This window comes from Mesorhizobium sp. M0909 (assembly GCF_040319515.1).
Classification (GTDB): Bacteria; Pseudomonadota; Alphaproteobacteria; order Rhizobiales; family Rhizobiaceae; genus Mesorhizobium.
Genome location: NZ_JAMYOA010000012.1, coordinates 80,930 through 96,153, shown reverse-complemented (window position 1 = coordinate 96,153; position 15,224 = coordinate 80,930). Strand labels below are relative to the sequence as shown.

The following is a 15,224-nucleotide window of genomic DNA, read 5'->3' as shown; positions in this document are numbered from 1 at the left end:
ATTTTGCAGGTGTTTCGGGCCGATAGTCGCAAACTCTGTATATTGCCGACCTTGTTCTAACCAGTCCCTTGACGTGCGGGAACCATACACGTTAGGCCCTCCAGGCATTCGACGCAAACGGTCGGCCAACCAGCAAGGGACTTCCAGTCGATGGAAATTTTCACTGCCGCGGGCTTCTCTGCCCTGCTCCAGGTCATCGCCATCGATCTCGTGCTTGCAGGCGATAACGCCATCGTCATCGGCCTGGCCGCAGCGGGCTTGCCGGTCGAGCAGCGCAAGAGAGCGATTCTCATCGGCGTGGTGGCGGCAACGGTGCTGCGCATCGGTTTTGCCGCGATCACCGTCACCCTGCTGCAGATTGTCGGCCTGCTGCTGGCCGGCGGCATCTTGCTGCTGTGGGTGTGCTGGAAGATGTATCGCGAGCTGCGCACGTCGCATGCCGACGAGGTGGAGGCGACGGAAGCGCTGTCCAATTCCGATATCAACAGCGATGATATGGTGGCCGGCAAGGCGCGTAAGAAGACCTTGGGTCAGGCGGCATTGCAGATCGTCATCGCCGACGTGTCGATGTCGCTCGACAACGTGCTGGCGGTCGCCGGCGCAGCGCGCGATCACTTCCAGGTGCTGGTGATCGGCCTCGTCCTGTCGATCGCGCTGATGGGCCTTGCCGCGAGCTTCATCGCCAAGCTGCTGCACCGCCATCGCTGGATCGCCTATATCGGCCTTTTGATCATCTTCTATGTCGCACTCGATATGATCTATCGAGGCGCGGTGGAAGTCTTGCCGCATGTCAGCAGTGCGGTGAGCTGACGCATCGACTCGAATTCGCATCGGCCGCGACTTCGATTTCGGCGAGCCTTCGGCGATGCCGGCGGTTGCGTTTCGCCGCAGCCGCTGCCCATACCAATGCGGCAACAACTGTGGTACTGCGCCGCCAATCCTGAATCCGGAAAAGCTTGATGTCCGCCCCTCGCGTCAGTTTCGTCAGCCTTGGATGCCCGAAAGCCCTTGTGGATTCCGAGCGCATTATCACCCGCCTGCGGGCTGAAGGCTACGAGATCGCCCGCAAGCACGACGGCGCCGACCTGGTCGTCGTCAACACCTGTGGCTTCCTCGATTCGGCTCGCGACGAATCGCTCAACGCCATCGGCTCCGCACTTTCGGAGAACGGCAGGGTTATCGTCACCGGCTGCCTCGGCGCCGAGCCGGACATCATCCGTGAAAGACACCCCAACGTCCTCGCCATCACTGGCCCACAAGCCTATGAAAGCGTTATGGCGGCAGTGCATGAGGCAGCACCGCCGAGCCACGATCCCTACATGGACCTTTTGCCGCCGCAAGGGGTCAAGCTTACACCGCGCCACTATGCGTATCTCAAGATTTCGGAAGGCTGCAACAACCGCTGCACCTTCTGCATCATCCCGGCGCTGCGTGGCGACCTCGTATCGCGGCCGGCCGCCGACGTGTTGCGCGAAGCCGAGAAGCTGGCCAAGGCCGGGGTCAAGGAGATCCTCGTCATCTCGCAGGATACCAGCGCCTACGGCATCGATATCAAATACCAGACCAGCATGTTCGGCGACCGCGAAGTGCGGGCGAAGTTCCTCGATCTATCGGAAGAACTGGGTAAGCTCGGTGTCTGGGTGCGCATGCACTATGTCTATCCCTACCCGCATGTCGCAGACGTCATCCCCCTGATGGCCGAAGGCAAGATTCTTCCCTATCTCGACATTCCGTTCCAGCATGCCTCGCCGCAGGTGCTGAAGAACATGCGCCGGCCCGCTCATGGCGAAAAGACGCTCGAGCGCATTCGCAGCTGGCGGGACGTCTGCCCGGACCTTGCCATCCGCTCCACCTTCATCGTCGGTTTCCCTGGCGAGACGGACGACGATTTCGAGATGCTGCTCGACTGGCTGGACGAGGCGAAGATCGACCGCGCCGGCTGTTTCAAATACGAGCCGGTCAGAGGCGCCCGCTCCAACGAGCTCGGCCTCGAGCAGGTGCCGCAGGAGATCAAGGAAGCCCGCTGGCACCGCTTCATGCAGCGCCAGCAGAAGATTTCGGCAACGCAGCTCACCAGGAAAATTGGCAAGCGACTGCCGGTCCTGATCGACGAGGCGCATGGCAATTCGGCCAAGGGCCGGACCAAATACGACGCGCCCGAAATCGACGGCTCGGTCCATATCCAGTCGCGACGGCCACTGCGCGCCGGCGACATCGTCACGGTCAAGATCGATCGCGCCGACGCTTACGACCTCTACGGCTCGGCCGTCTGATTCAGTCCGAAATGAAAGGGCGCCTCGCGGCGCTCTTTCATTCGGTGTGCTTCCGGTTGCCTACTGCGGCAGCTTGTCGTCGACGCCCTTCACGTAGAAATTCATGCCGAGCAACGTGGCGTCGTCGGCGACCTCGCCCTCCTTCAGCCAAGGTGTGCCGTCCTGCTTGGCGATCGGCCCGGTAAAGGGATTCCAGCCGTCGGCGATCTTCTTGGTGGTGGCCTCGGCCATCGCCTTGACATCATCGGGCATGTTGGTGAACGGCGCCAGCTTGACGGCGCCGTCCTTGATGCCGAGCCAGACATTGTCGGGCTTCCAGGTGCCGTCGAGTGCCGCCTGGACCCGGCTGATGTAGTACGGGCCCCATTCGTCGGTCAGTGCGGTCAGTTGCGCGTGCGGTGCGAACTTGATCATATCGGAGGACTGGCCGAAGCCGTGCAGCTTGCGCTCCTCCGCCACCTGCAACGCAGCGGTCGAGTCGGTGTGCTGGACGATGATGTCGGCCCCTTGGTCGAACAATGCCTTGGCGGCGTCGGCTTCCTTGCCCGGATCGAACCAGGAGTTCACCCAGACGATTTTGGCTTTGAAGTTTGGATTGATCGACTGTGCACCTAGCATGAAGGAATTAATACCCATCACCACTTCCGGGATCGGGAAGGAAACGATGTAGCCGGCGACACCCGACTTCGATTGCTTGGCCGCGATCTGGCCAAGTACGTAGCGGCCTTCATAGAAGCGCGCATTGTAGATGCCGAGATTTTTGGCGGTCTTGTAGCCAGTGGCGTGCTCGAACATCACCTTGGGGAATTTTTTGGCGATCTTCACTTCCGGGTCCATGAAGCCGAAGGATGTGCCGAAAATGATCTTGCATCCCTCGCGCGCCAGGCGCTCGAAGGCGCGGTCGGCATCGGGGCCTTCGGAGACGTTTTCGAGATAGGCGGTCTCGACCTTGTCCCCGAGTGCCTTTTCCACCTCGAGGCGGCCCTGGTCGTGCTGGTAGGAGTAGCCGAAATCGCCGATCGGGCCGGTATAGACCCAGCATGCCTTCAGCTTGTCCGCCGCCTCGGCTGAGGCCGCCAGCGACAATGCGGCCGTCGTCGCCAGCAGGGCAATAAGCAGTTTTTTCATTTTGTTACCTCTCTGAGTTAAGCCTTGGAGCTTCCGTCTTTTTGTTGTCAACGATCCGGAACGAATGGCTGGCCCAAGGAGGCCGGCGTGTTCATCATCGTCAAACGCTTGTTGCGCGAGATTAGAACGAGAACCACGACGGTTGCCAGATAGGGCAGCGAAGAAAGCAGTTGCGAGGGGACCGGAATGCCGAATGCCTGTGCATGAAGCTGGCCGATCCAGACCGCGCCGAAAATATAGGCGCCGGCCAGCACCCGCCACGGCCGCCAGGAAGCGAAGACGACCAGAGCCAGCGCGATCCAGCCGCGGCCGGCGGTCATGTTCTCCACCCATTGCGGCGTGTAGACCAGCGATAGGTGGCCGCCGGCTAGGCCGGCACAAGCCCCGCCGAAAATCACTGAGAGATAACGATAGCGGATGACATGGATACCAAGCGCATGGGCGGATGCATGGCTGTCGCCGATCGAGCGCAGCGTGAGCCCGGTGCGGGTCTTGAACAGGAACCACATCACGGCAGCGGTAAGCGCGATCGAGATGTAGAAGATCGGATCCTGGCCGAACAGCAGCCTGCCGACGACGGGGATTGCGGTCAGGCCGGGAATGTCGAGGTTTGGCAGCCTCTCGCCAGGCTGGCCGACAAAATTCGTCCCCATCATGCCGGAAAGCCCGAGGCCGAGCAGTGTCAGCGACAGGCCGGTTGCCACCTGGTTGGTGGCCAGCGACAGCGTCATGACAGCGAACAGAAGCGAGAACACTGCCCCCATGGTGATTGCCGCCAACAGCCCTATCCAAGGCGAGCCGGTGAGATAGCCGGCGCCGAAACCGCCGACCGCACCCATGATCATCATTCCTTCGACACCGAGATTGAGCACACCCGAACGTTCGACCACCAGTTCGCCGATCGCCGCGATCAGCAGCGGCGTCGCCGCGGTCGCAATGGTCAAGAGGATGTTGACGGTGATGTCCATCAGCGGGCTCCCTCCAGCTTCGGCGCTGCCTCGAGCTTCGGCGCGGAAAAGCCGATCAGGCGAATGCGGTAATGGATGAGCGTGTCGCAGCCGAGCACGAAGAACAAAAGCATGCCCTGGAACACGCGCGCCACCTTGTCGGAGATGCCGAGCGCGCTTTGCACTGCCTCGCCGCCCAGATAAGTCAGCGCCAGCACAAGGCCTGCGGCGACGATGCCGAGCGGATTGAGCCGGCCGAGGAATGCCACGATGATAGCGGTAAATCCGTAGCCGGGCGAAATCACCGGCTGCAATTGTCCGATGGCTCCCGAGACCTCCGAAATCCCGGCAAGTCCGGCCAGTGCGCCCGACAGCAGGAAGGCAAAGAAGACCATACGGTTAAGGCCAAACCCGGCGAAGCGCCCTGCCCTCGGGCTTGAGCCGAGCACGCGGACCTCGAAGCCTTTCAGCATACGGCTCATCAGGATCCAGATCAGTATCGCCGCGACCAACGCGAAGACAAATCCCCAGTTTGCCCGGCCGGATTCCGGGAGGAGTTCTGGCAGTATGGCCGAGTCGTTGAACTGGATGGTTTGCGGGAAACCGTGGCCCTGCGGATCGCGCCACGGCCCGCGTACGAGCCAATCGAGGAAGAGCTGGGCGACATAGACCAGCATCAGGCTGGTCAGGATCTCGTTGGTGTTGAAGCGCGTCTTCAGCAGTGCCGGGATTGCAGCATAGCCAGCCCCACCGACCATGCCGAAAAGAAGCATCAGCGGCAGCACCAATGGGCCTTCGAACTGCGGAAACAGCACAGGGAAGGTCGAGCCGACAATGCCGCCCAGGATGAACTGGCCTTCGGCGCCGATGTTCCAGATGTTGGCCTTATAGCAGACCGACAGTCCGACCGCGATCAGGATCAGGGGGGCGGCCTTGATTGCCAGCTCATGCAACTGCCAGACCTGGCTGATCGGTTCGATGAAGTAGATGCGGAACGCAGTCAACGGGTTGACGCCGAGCAGCGCGAACATGATGGCACCGGCTATGATCGTCAAAACGAAAGCGATGAAAGGCGAGAGTGCCGAAAACAGCATCGAGCGCTGCGGGCGTTTTACAAGTTCGAGGCGCATCAAGCCGTCTCCAGCGTATGTTCGGCATGACCGGGTTCGGCGCCGCCCATCAGCAGCCCGATTTTCTCGAATGTCGCTTCAGCTATCGGCAGCGGCTTCGACAGTTCGCCATTGTGCATGACCGTGATCGCATCGGAAATCTCGAACAGCTCGTCGAGGTCCTGGCTGATCACCAGCACCGCCGAGCCGCTGCGCGCCAGTTCGATCAGCGCCTGGCGGATGTGGGCCGCCGCACCCGCGTCGACCCCCCAGGTCGGCTGATTGACCACCAAGACGCTTGGCCGGCGGTCGAGTTCGCGGCCGACGATGAATTTCTGCAGATTGCCGCCCGAAAGAGCCGCAGCCTCCGAATCCGGCGCGCTCTTGCGCACGTCCATTGCTTTTATGATGCGCTGGGCAGCGGTATAGATCGCATCGCTCTTGACCATTCCACCGGCGCCGACAAACATCTTCCCGTCGGTGGCGTGGCGCGACAGAAGCAGGTTTTCCGAAAGCTTCATGCGCGGTGCTGCGCCGTGGCCGAGCCGCTCTTCCGGAACGAAGGCAGCGCCCATCAGGCGCCTGCCAGTGATGGCGAGGCCGCCGGCATCCTTGCCACGGATGCGGACCGAGCCGGTATCCTCCTGCAGCACCTCGCCGGAAACGGATTCGAAGAATTCACCCTGGCCGTTGCCGGCCACACCGGCAATGCCGATCACCTCGCCGGCCCGGACTTCAAGATTGATGTTCCTGAGCGGGATCGAGAACGGGGTCGCCGGCTTGCGGGTGAGTTCGCGGATTTGAAGCAGCACCGGCGCGGTCTCGATACCCTCGGCCGGCGCCCGCACCACGGCCTGGACCTCGTTGCCGACCATCATCCGCGCCAACGAAGACGCGGTTTCCTGGCGCGGATTGCAATGGCCGACCACCTTGCCGTGACGCAGCACGGTGGCGCGGTCGCAGATGCGTTTGACTTCTTCCAGCCGGTGCGAAATGTAGAGGATGGACTTTCCTTCCGAACGCAGCCGTTCGAGCGTCTCGAACAACTTATCGGCCTCCTGAGGCGTCAGCACCGAAGTTGGCTCGTCGAGGATGATGAGTTGCGGCGTCTGGAGAAGGCAGCGGATGATTTCGATACGCTGGCGCTCGCCGACCGACAGATCACCGACCAGCGATAGCGGATCGAGAGGCAGGCCGTAACTGTAGGAGAGCGCCCTCGCCTTGGCCGCGATCGTGCTGATCGGCGAGCCGTCATCCAGCGACAGCGCGATGTTCTCCGCCGCGGTCAGCGCTTCGAACAGGGAAAAATGCTGGAAAACCATGCCGATGCCGAGCTTTTTTGCGGTGCCTGGGCTGGTGATCCTGACCGCCTGGCCATTCCAGAAAATCTCGCCAGAATTCGGTTCCAGCGATCCAAAAAGCATTTTCACCAGCGTCGACTTGCCGGCGCCGTTCTCGCCAAGCAACGCATGGATCTCGCCCTTGGCGATGTTGAGATCGACATGGTCGCAGGCTGTCAGCGTGCCGAATATCTTTGTGAGGCCGCGAACCTCAAGCAGGTTTGCGCCGTCCTGATCTGCACTCACGGTGCCTCCATCTGGTTTGCCAGACATGTTCTGTGTTCCCGCAAGCATCGTATGCGCGCCCTGCTCTCTACGGTAAGCGCCTCACGACTTGAAAGAGCTTCAAGAATTTCAGCGGAAACTCAAGCGGTAAAGAGCAGTTCGCAAGAACCGCGGCGTCGGCGGGCCGAAACTGCGGGCGCTCAAGGGATAAGTATCGTTGTCCCGGTGGTCCTGCGCCCTTCGAGATCGGAATGCGCCTTGCCGGCCTCGCTGAGCGCGTAACGCTGGTTGATCTTGATCTTGACGGCGCCGCTGAGCACCACGTCGAACAATGCGGCGGCGGAAGCCTCGAGGTCTTCGCGCCTGGCATTGTAGACGAACAGCGTCGGCCGCGTTGCGAACAGCGAGCCCTTCTGCGCCAGCAACGAGATGCTGAAGGGCGGGATCGGCCCAGACGATTGACCGAAGCTGACGAACGTGCCGAGCGGCCGCAGGCAATCGAGCGAGGCTGGAAACGTGTCGTTGCCGACCGAATCATAGACGACGTCGCATTTCTTGCCACTGGTGATAGCGGCAACGCCGGCGACGAAATCCTGTTCGCGATAGTTGATCACGTGGTCGAAGCCATGCGCCCTGGCGAGTTAGATCTTGTCGATCGAACTCGCGGTGCCGATCACCGTCGCGCCGAGATGCTTGGCCCATTGACCGAGGATCAGCCCGACACCGCCGGCCGCCGCATGAAACAGGATCGTGTCGCCGGCTTTCACCTTGAATGTACGGCGCAACAGATACTCGGCCGTCATGCCCTTTAGCATCATGGCTGCGGCCTGCTCGTCGCTGATGCCGTCCGGCACCTTCACCACGCGGTCGGCAGCGATCACGCGCTGCTCGGAATAGGCGCCGGTGGTCACGGCATAGGCGACGCGATCGCCGGGTTTGAGCCAGTCGACATCCGAGCCGACCTTAAAGACCACGCCGGCCGCCTCACCGCCGGGGATCAGCGGAAATCCGCCCTGCGGCGGATAAAGGCCCGAGCGATAATAGACGTCGATGAAATTGAGACCGATCGCGCTGTGCTTGACCAGGATCTGTCCCGAGCCTGGCTGCCCGGGATCGGCATCCTCATAGGTCAGGACCTCCGGACCGCCATGGGCATGGATGCGGATCGCTTTGGACATTTTCAGGCTCTCTTGGGATCAGGCTTTCTTGTCCGGCTTGGCGCCGAGATTTGGAAAGAACTGCATGATAGCGCCGATGCAGGCGAGGTAAAGCCCGGTGACCGTGATCCCGATCTTGATGAAGTCGCTGACCTGCTCGCCCAGCACGCCGATCTGGTCGTAGAAGGAGGCAAGTGCGGCCTGCGCCAGCGCCAGCGCGCCGAAAGCGCACCAAAGCAGCGTCATGCCGAGATTGACGCGCCGCAGCCGCTTCACCCGGACCGGATGGATGAAATTGATCGGCACGAAGGTGAGAATGCCGGCCACCACGACCACGGCGAAGGAAACCCATTGTCCTGGTTCGATGACGAACAGCGTGAACACCACCATGTTCCAGACGACCGGAAAGCCTTTGAAGAAATTCTCCTTCGTCTTCATGCCGGTATCGGCATAGTAGATCGCGCTCGACACCACGATTATCGCCGCAGACAGGAACGACAGGCGCTCGCCCATGAAGCCGCGCTGATAGAGCGCGAAGGCCGGAATCAACACGTAGGTCACGTAGTCGATGATGTTGTCGAGCAGTTCGCCCGACCATGTCGGAAGGATTTCCTTGACGTCGAGCTTCCTGGCGATCGGCCCGTCGATGCCGTCGACGAAAAGCGCCAGGCCCAGCCACCAGAACATCGCCGTCCACCTCTGCTCGCTTGCTGCCACCAGCGACAGAAACGCCAGGAATGAGCCCGACGCGGTCAAGAGATGGACCGAGAACGCCCGCGCCTGAGGCCATGTGACTTTCTTCTTCGGCCGCGGAATCCGGTCGGCGATTTTCCTGGCCGTCGTCTTCTTGCTCACGGGCCCCGCCAATCCAGCTTGCAGATTTCGGCCGAGCGGCCAGCAAAGTTCCAGTTGCGGCCAAAGGCCCGCATTTTGCTCTTGTCGGATTTGGCGATGATGATTTCCGGCGCAATCCAGTATTCCGAATTGCTGATGACCGTATCCTTGTCGCGATCCTTGCCGGCGATCGGCGTCACCGCACCATCGATGATCTTCGGTATCTGGAAGATGCGTGTTTTCTCACGCGTCTCGTAGGTGATCGGCACCTGCTCGACGCCGAGGAACTGTCCGACCAGGATGGAGAGCAGCGATGTGGTTCCACCGGCCTTGCCGGTGAATATCTTCGTCAGTCCCTTCACAGCGTAAACCGAGGCGCGCTTGTCGATGAAAAGGCCAGCCGTCCAGTTGCCGCGGCTCATATAGCCGGGGATTTCCATGATCAGCCCAAGATTGAGACCGGACAGGTCGACCTCGCCGAAATGGCCGGCATCGATGCGGAACCCCGCCCAGGTTTGGCAATAGCCTTCCGTTGGCGGATGGTTGCCGAGCGACAGAACGCAAGGGCAAAAAACCGTGCAATTGCAGGAGAGGACGAGTTCTCCCTTCATTGCCCAGTTTTGGTCTGTCATCGAATTGTCCCCCTCATGTCGAGACTACTAGTAGCGCTGCTGCCCAGACAAGCAGTATCGCACCGGCCAGCCGCGTCGGCAGATTGCCTGCCGTCTGCTTTTCGACCAGGCTGAACAAGCCGATCAGCGCCATCCAGAACACGTTCATCACACCGACGGCAAACATTACCAGCATTAGAGCCCAGCAGCATCCAAGGCACCACAGGCCCTGCTTCATGCCGAGCCGCAAATGCGAATAGGCCTGGCGCTCCAGTTGGCGAACAGGACCGAGAACGGATTTCTGCACTTGTCCAGACAGACTTCCTTCAGCCAGCTGAACTGATAGAGACCAGCGATCGACAGCGCGGCTGCCCCGGCAATTCCAACCAGCGGATCGAGCATCTGCCCGGATGAGGCGAATGCATGGATTGCGAGCGTCAGGGCAGCGAACATTGTCGAGGCGACAAGCCAGACGCTCAAATATCCAGCGACCAGGATCAGCGGATGGACGGCCGGCTCCCTCTTGATCCGGGCGGTATCCGCGATCTCGCAATAGGTGCGGATCATCGGCGCCGCGGAGGGCAGCATGGTCGCGATGGCCATCAACAGCCACATCGCGGTGAGTGCCCCGCCTTGCGCGCCTAGGCTTGCGCGAAGCGGCGCCGGCGCAAGGCAGAGGGCGAAGAAACGCGCAAGGAAATCCGGCAACGGCAGTAGCTGCAGGTATTCCAGCACGGCGTCGCCGGGTACGTCGGCGCCCGGGAGCCGGCTCACCGCCCCCCGAACTGCCATTGCGCCGAGAAGGAGCCAGGCAAGGGCAACGCCCATGCCGGCAACAACGCTCACGGTCAGTCGAGGGCTGCGCGCAACGCTCGCCATCGCGCGGCCGGTACCGTCGAGGTGGCTGAAATTGTCTTGTTGGCCGGTCATGGCAACCGAATGGGCCGAATCGCCGCGTTGATCAAGCCGCATCACCTGACCTATATGGACCAGCAGGTCGGACAGGCCTCACCTCGCAATCCGGAAGCCGAATTGAAGCATCGGGAAACAGCACGGATACTGGTCGCCGGCAGCGGCCCTGCGGGGCTGATCGCGGCGCTTGGCTTTGCCGAGGCGGGCTTTCCCGTGACGCTCGTCGGACCCGACGCAGCTGGCCCCGACGGCCGGACGACAGCCTTGATGAACCCTGCCCTAGAGATGTTCGAACGGCTAGGGATCTTCGACGGAATCAGGCCGCACGCAGCGCCGCTCAAGGTGATGCGTATCGTTGACGCAACCAACCGGCTGATCCGCAGCCCGACAGTGACCTTTCGCGCCAGCGAGATCAACGAAGAGCAATTCGGGCTGAACTTGCCCAACAGCGTTCTCAACCGCACGCTAGCCGAGGCTGTCGCGCATTCGGGCATCGAATGGCGAAAGTCGATGGTGGAGGCATGGCGCCTCGATGCCGACCATGCCCATGCCGTTCTCGCCGACGGTAGCGAGATCGAGGCATCGTTGGCAGTTGCCGCCGATGGCCGTCAATCGCCGGCCCGCGAGGCAGCCGGCATCCGGACCTTGGTCCGATCCTTTCCGCAGGCGGCGCTGGTGCTCAATTTCGGTCACCGCAGCGACCATGCATTCACCTCGACCGAATTCCACACCGAGACCGGTCCGTTCACACAGGTTCCCCTGCCCGGCAACCGGTCCAGCCTTGTCTGGGTGCTCGAACCCGAAATCGCCAAGGATCTTGCAGCACTTGACGAGGCCGAGCTTTCGACGCGGGTCGAACAGCGGATGCAATCGATGCTGGGCCGCGTGTCGGTTGAGCCCGGCCGGCAGGTCTACCCACTTTCAGCGGTGAGCCCGTGGCGGTTTGCGCATCGCCGCGTGGCACTTGTCGGTGAAGCCGCCCACGTGTTTCCCCCAATCGGCGCGCAAGGGCTTAATCTCGGCATCCGGGACATTGACGACCTGATTGGTACCGCAAGCAGAAACCGCTCGGACCCGGGCGCCGCCCAGGCGCTTGCAGCCTATGATTTCAAGCGGCGGCCGGACATTCTGGCGCGCAGCAGCGCGGTCAACCTGCTGAACATGTCGTTGCTTTCCGACATGCTGCCGGCCCAGCTGATGCGCAGCGCTGGTCTTGGCGCGCTTGAGGGGTTTGCGCCGTTGCGGGCGTTTTTCATGCGCGAGGGTCTTCGACCCGGCAGCGGTTTTGCGGCGTTTTTTGGCGGATTGCGAAAAGCGGCTGCGCGATAGTGATCGTGGCGCCGCCCTTGATCCGCATCTTGTGATGCTCAACCCGGCATCAAGCTGATCGGGATTGAATTGACGCGGCGTCTGCGCCAAATAATGACGATGTCGACCGTGAGGCCTGGGCCGATCTTTGCCTGACCGGTGTGTAAGAATCTAAAATTCTGGAGCGTTTCCTTGCGTGTTCCAGGATGCGTGGCGTTCAAGAAGTTCAAGTGGTGAGTGCGATGAAAACAGCCAAATTCTCGATCGGACAGGTGGTTCGCCACCGGCTGTTTCCGTTCCGCGGCGTCATTTTCGACGTCGATCCGCAATTCGCCAATACCGACGAATGGTACGAGGCGATCCCCGCCGACGTGCGGCCGCGCAAGGACCAGCCCTTCTATCATCTGCTCGCCGAGAATTCGGAGACGGAATACATCGCCTATGTGTCCGAGCAGAATTTACTCGAGGACCGGTCGGGCGAACCGGTTCGGCATCCGCAGATTGGTGAAATGTTCGACAAGAAGCCGGACGGGCGCTACGAGCCGAAGCACCAATTGAGACATTGACTTAGTCGGGATCTGGCTGGGCTCAGACAGGCTTGAGACAAGTCTTGACCCGATAATCAGCCGATTCAATAAAAAAGCGGGGCATGAACCCCGCTTTTGTTTTGTTCGAAAACCCGTCGATCAGTTGGCGGCCTTCGCCTTTTCCTGCTCTTCCTTGAGCTTCTTGGCAAAATCCTGATTGTTCTTGGCGACGAACTCCTGGAGCTTCTTCTGTCGGTCCTCGATGTCCGACTGCTGCAGCGGCGGGCCGTCGAAGGCGCCGCTGAAGCCGGTCAGCGCGATCTTGATCGGGTTCGGCTGGTTCTGGAAATTGACCGAGGTCAGCGTCAGGTTCGAACCTTTCTTGAAGGACGCGACGAGCTGATCGGTCAGCGGCACTTCCGCCACGCAGCGATCCGGGAAACAGATCACGTACTCGAGCTTCTGCGCCTTGCCGGCGTCGATCTGGAGGCCGATGCCGGGAGGAACCAGACGGCCGGTCGGAACCGTCACCTGGAACACCTTGCGGTTCACCTTGCCCTTCAATTCGATCAGGCTGACGCCGGTGATGAGCTGACCATTACCGGCGGTGGTGATGTTCTGGACATTGCAAATGTCGACATCTTCCTGCTTGGTGCAGGCCTTGAACCAGCCTTGCGGAATCTGCTGTTGCTGCTGCGCGACAGCAGCGGGAATGCCGGCGCCCAGAATGCCGGCCACGCCAGCGGCCATGACCGACAGGCGGTACGCGTTGCTGTTCAGGCTCGTCATGTCGTGCATTCCTCTCAAATGATCCCGGGACCGGCTTTTTTCATGCCGTGTGGTCCAGCTACCTGTTGCCGAAATGAGGCAACAGAATGACTTCGGACGGCGTGTTACACTGCAAGCAGCGCCGAATCCAGCCCGGGCCGCGCGAATCTTGGCCGAGGGACTGGGTCGAGGGATTGGCCGGTGCACGACCGGCTCATGTATGCTGCGCATCGAATCGGGAAGGAGACGGTCATGGGCCGCGTTGTCGTTTGGCTGATCGCCACAATCTTGTTTGTCGGCCTTTCCCTGCAGCCGGCCCTGTCGGAACCGAAGCGCGCGCTTGCCATGCAGGGCGAGCCGGCGCTGCCGGCCGACTATGATCATTTCAACTACGTCAATCCCGACGCGCCGAAAGGCGGCAGCATTACCTATTGTGTCGTCGGCAGCTTCGACAATCTCAATCCGTTCATCCTGAGAAGTCTGCGCACCACCGCGCGCGGCATGATGGATCAAGCTTTTGGCAATCTTGTCTTCGAGCCGTTGATGCAGCGCAACTACGACGAGGCCTTCAGTCTCTACGGCCTGCTCGCCGATACCGCCGACATGGATCCCGAGCGCAAGAGCATCGAATTCCACCTCGATCCCAGGGCCAAATGGTCGGACGGCGAGCCGGTGACGCCGGAAGACGTGTTGTTCACCTATGATGTCTTCACCGAGAAGGGCCGGCCACCTTACAGCCAGCGAATGAAAGCGATCGCCAAGCTCGAAAAGACCGGCGACCGTAGTGTGCGCTTCACTTTCAACGAAAAGGCGGACCGCGAATTTCCCCTAATCATTGCGCTGACGCCGATCATCCCGAAACACGCGTTCAACAAGGACACTTTCGACAGGACGACGCTGAAGCCGGTGATCGGCAGCGGGCCTTACACGGTGGCGCAAGTCGTGCCCGGCCAGCGCATCGTGTTCAAGCGCAATCCGGACTATTGGGGCAAGGACGTGCCGTCCAAGCGCGGCTTCGACAATTACGACCAGATCACCATCGAGTATTTCCTCAACGCCAACGCCAAGCAGGAAGCGTTCAAGAAAGGCATCTGCGCCATCGACGACGACAGCGACCCGGTCAAACGCGAGCGCGATCTCGACTTTCCGGCCTTCCACAGGGGCGAGGTCATCGCCGAAACTTTCGATACCGGCATTCCGCCGGTGGTCAACGGTTTCCTGTTCAACACGCGGCTGCCGAAATTTTCCAATCCGGTCGTGCGGCGCGCGCTCGGCATGCTCTACGATTTCGAATGGGCCAACAAGAATCTGTTCGGCGGCAAATACACGCGCACGATGAGCTTTTGGCAGAATTCCGAGCTGTCCGCGCTCGGCCACCCGGCCAGCGAAAAGGAAAAGGCCCTGCTGGCCCCCTACCCCGGCCGCGTGCCCGCAGATGTCATGGACGGCACCTACAGGCCGCCCGTTACCGATGGCTCCGGCCAGGACCGCAAGGTGCTGAAGGCGGCATTCGAGCTGCTGAAGAGCGCGGGCTATACGGTGCAGGACGGCGCGATGCTCGATCCCCAGGGAAAGCCGTTCGGTTTCGAGATCCTGACCGCCTCGCAGGACGAAGAGCGACTTGCCGCTATCTATCAGCGCACGCTTGAGAAGCTCGGCATCGATGTCGGCATCCGCAGCCTCGACGGCGATCAGATCCAGTCGCGCAAGCAGCGTTTCGATTTCGAGGTGCTGGTCGGCTCGACCGGTTTCAACAACTCACTGTCGCCCGGTATCGAGCAAGCCGGGCGCTGGGGATCCGCTGCCGCCAAGGCCGAAGGCTCGTTCAACCTAGCGGGTGTCGCCGACCCCGCAGTGGACGCGGCGATCGAGGCGATGTTGAGAGCTCGCTCGAAGGAGGACTATGTCGCTGCTGTCCGGGTCCTCGACCGGCTGCTGATCTCAGGCAATTACATGGTGCCGACCCAGCACAACAACCAGCAATGGCTCGCTTATTGGAACTATCTGGAACATCCGCAAAAGACGCCCATATACGGTTATCAGTTGCCGACCTGGTGGCGCAAACCGAAGTGACCTCTTCAGAAC

The 15,224-nt window shown here is 61.2% G+C and carries 12 protein-coding genes and 2 pseudogenes; 5 read left to right on the top strand and 9 right to left on the bottom strand.

Translation table 11 applies throughout. The annotated features are described in order from the left end of the window. Positions 1-150: 150 nt before the first annotated feature. A complete protein-coding gene (locus tag NKH83_RS19490; RefSeq protein WP_254817220.1) occupies positions 151-810 on the top strand; it encodes a TerC family protein in 660 nt (219 codons plus the stop codon). 149 nt (positions 811-959) lie between these two features. Then, positions 960-2,273: a 30S ribosomal protein S12 methylthiotransferase RimO gene (gene rimO / locus NKH83_RS19485; RefSeq protein WP_352806772.1), complete on the top strand. Its 1,314-nt coding sequence runs from the start codon at positions 960-962 to the stop codon at positions 2,271-2,273. Between the two features lie 60 nt (positions 2,274-2,333). On the opposite strand, the gene NKH83_RS19480 is transcribed toward rimO, so the two are convergent. The 8 genes and pseudogenes from NKH83_RS19480 to NKH83_RS19445 form a co-directional block, all read right to left on the bottom strand. Next, the gene (locus NKH83_RS19480) at positions 2,334-3,401 is read right to left on the bottom strand and encodes a BMP family ABC transporter substrate-binding protein (protein WP_352508441.1); all 1,068 of its coding nucleotides are present in this window, start codon (positions 3,399-3,401) and stop codon (positions 2,334-2,336) included. 47 nt (positions 3,402-3,448) lie between these two features. After that, entirely contained in the window at positions 3,449-4,369 is a 921-nt protein-coding gene (locus NKH83_RS19475; protein ID WP_352801555.1) for an ABC transporter permease, read from the bottom strand. Then, positions 4,369-5,481, bottom strand: a complete 1,113-nt coding sequence (locus NKH83_RS19470; protein ID WP_352806769.1) for an ABC transporter permease — start codon at positions 5,479-5,481, stop codon at positions 4,369-4,371. The genes NKH83_RS19475 and NKH83_RS19470 overlap by 1 nt, the downstream gene beginning before the upstream one ends. Next, entirely contained in the window at positions 5,478-7,070 is a 1,593-nt protein-coding gene (locus NKH83_RS19465) for an ABC transporter ATP-binding protein (protein WP_502895592.1), read from the bottom strand. Before NKH83_RS19465 ends, NKH83_RS19470 begins: the two co-directional genes overlap by 4 nt. A gap of 152 nt (positions 7,071-7,222) precedes the next feature. Next, positions 7,223-8,200: pseudogene (locus tag NKH83_RS19460) on the bottom strand (quinone oxidoreductase family protein). Positions 8,201-8,218: 18 nt separating this feature from the next. Then, a complete protein-coding gene (gene pcsA / locus NKH83_RS19455; RefSeq protein ID WP_254817227.1) occupies positions 8,219-9,034 on the bottom strand; it encodes a phosphatidylcholine synthase in 816 nt (271 codons plus the stop codon). Further along, positions 9,031-9,645 carry a DUF1326 domain-containing protein gene (locus NKH83_RS19450; protein WP_352806765.1) on the bottom strand — a complete coding sequence of 205 codons (615 nt, stop codon included), beginning with the start codon at positions 9,643-9,645 and terminating at the stop codon, positions 9,031-9,033. The genes pcsA and NKH83_RS19450 overlap by 4 nt, the downstream gene beginning before the upstream one ends. 13 nt (positions 9,646-9,658) lie before the next feature. Then, positions 9,659-10,191: pseudogene (locus tag NKH83_RS19445) on the bottom strand (DUF2182 domain-containing protein). 465 nt (positions 10,192-10,656) lie between these two features. Here NKH83_RS19445 and NKH83_RS19440 point away from each other — a divergent pair. Together NKH83_RS19440 and hspQ are read left to right on the top strand one after the other, a co-directional pair. Further along, entirely contained in the window at positions 10,657-11,865 is a 1,209-nt protein-coding gene (locus tag NKH83_RS19440; protein ID WP_352806857.1) for a UbiH/UbiF family hydroxylase, read from the top strand. A 221-nt stretch (positions 11,866-12,086) separates the two neighbouring features. Then, positions 12,087-12,410, top strand: coding sequence for a heat shock protein HspQ (gene hspQ, locus NKH83_RS19435; RefSeq protein WP_023675043.1), 324 nt, complete (start codon positions 12,087-12,089; stop codon positions 12,408-12,410). A 120-nt stretch (positions 12,411-12,530) separates the two neighbouring features. Here the strand turns inward: hspQ and NKH83_RS19430 are convergent, their stop codons facing one another. Continuing rightward, the gene (locus NKH83_RS19430) at positions 12,531-13,160 is read right to left on the bottom strand and encodes an invasion associated locus B family protein (protein WP_254817231.1); all 630 of its coding nucleotides are present in this window, start codon (positions 13,158-13,160) and stop codon (positions 12,531-12,533) included. A gap of 231 nt (positions 13,161-13,391) precedes the next feature. Between NKH83_RS19430 and NKH83_RS19425 the strand changes: the two genes are divergently transcribed. Beyond that, positions 13,392-15,212 carry an extracellular solute-binding protein gene (locus tag NKH83_RS19425; RefSeq protein ID WP_352806761.1) on the top strand — a complete coding sequence of 607 codons (1,821 nt, stop codon included), beginning with the start codon at positions 13,392-13,394 and terminating at the stop codon, positions 15,210-15,212. Positions 15,213-15,224 lie beyond the last annotated feature (12 nt).

Excerpts from the sequence above, each read along its gene's own strand:
- rimO (WP_352806772.1), top strand. The coding sequence starts at position 960 with ATGTCCGCCCCTCGCGTCAGTTTCGTCAGCCTTGGATGCCCGAAAGCC.
- NKH83_RS19450 (WP_352806765.1), bottom strand. The coding sequence starts at position 9,645 with ATGACAGACCAAAACTGGGCAATGAAGGGAGAACTCGTCCTCTCCTGC.
- NKH83_RS19425 (WP_352806761.1), top strand. The coding sequence starts at position 13,392 with ATGGGCCGCGTTGTCGTTTGGCTGATCGCCACAATCTTGTTTGTCGGC.
- NKH83_RS19480 (WP_352508441.1), bottom strand. The coding sequence starts at position 3,401 with ATGAAAAAACTGCTTATTGCCCTGCTGGCGACGACGGCCGCATTGTCG.
- NKH83_RS19430 (WP_254817231.1), bottom strand. The coding sequence starts at position 13,160 with ATGACGAGCCTGAACAGCAACGCGTACCGCCTGTCGGTCATGGCCGCT.
- hspQ (WP_023675043.1), top strand. The coding sequence starts at position 12,087 with ATGAAAACAGCCAAATTCTCGATCGGACAGGTGGTTCGCCACCGGCTG.
- NKH83_RS19490 (WP_254817220.1), top strand. The coding sequence starts at position 151 with ATGGAAATTTTCACTGCCGCGGGCTTCTCTGCCCTGCTCCAGGTCATC.
- NKH83_RS19475 (WP_352801555.1), bottom strand. The coding sequence starts at position 4,369 with ATGGACATCACCGTCAACATCCTCTTGACCATTGCGACCGCGGCGACG.
- NKH83_RS19465 (WP_502895592.1), bottom strand. The coding sequence starts at position 7,070 with ATGTCTGGCAAACCAGATGGAGGCACCGTGAGTGCAGATCAGGACGGC.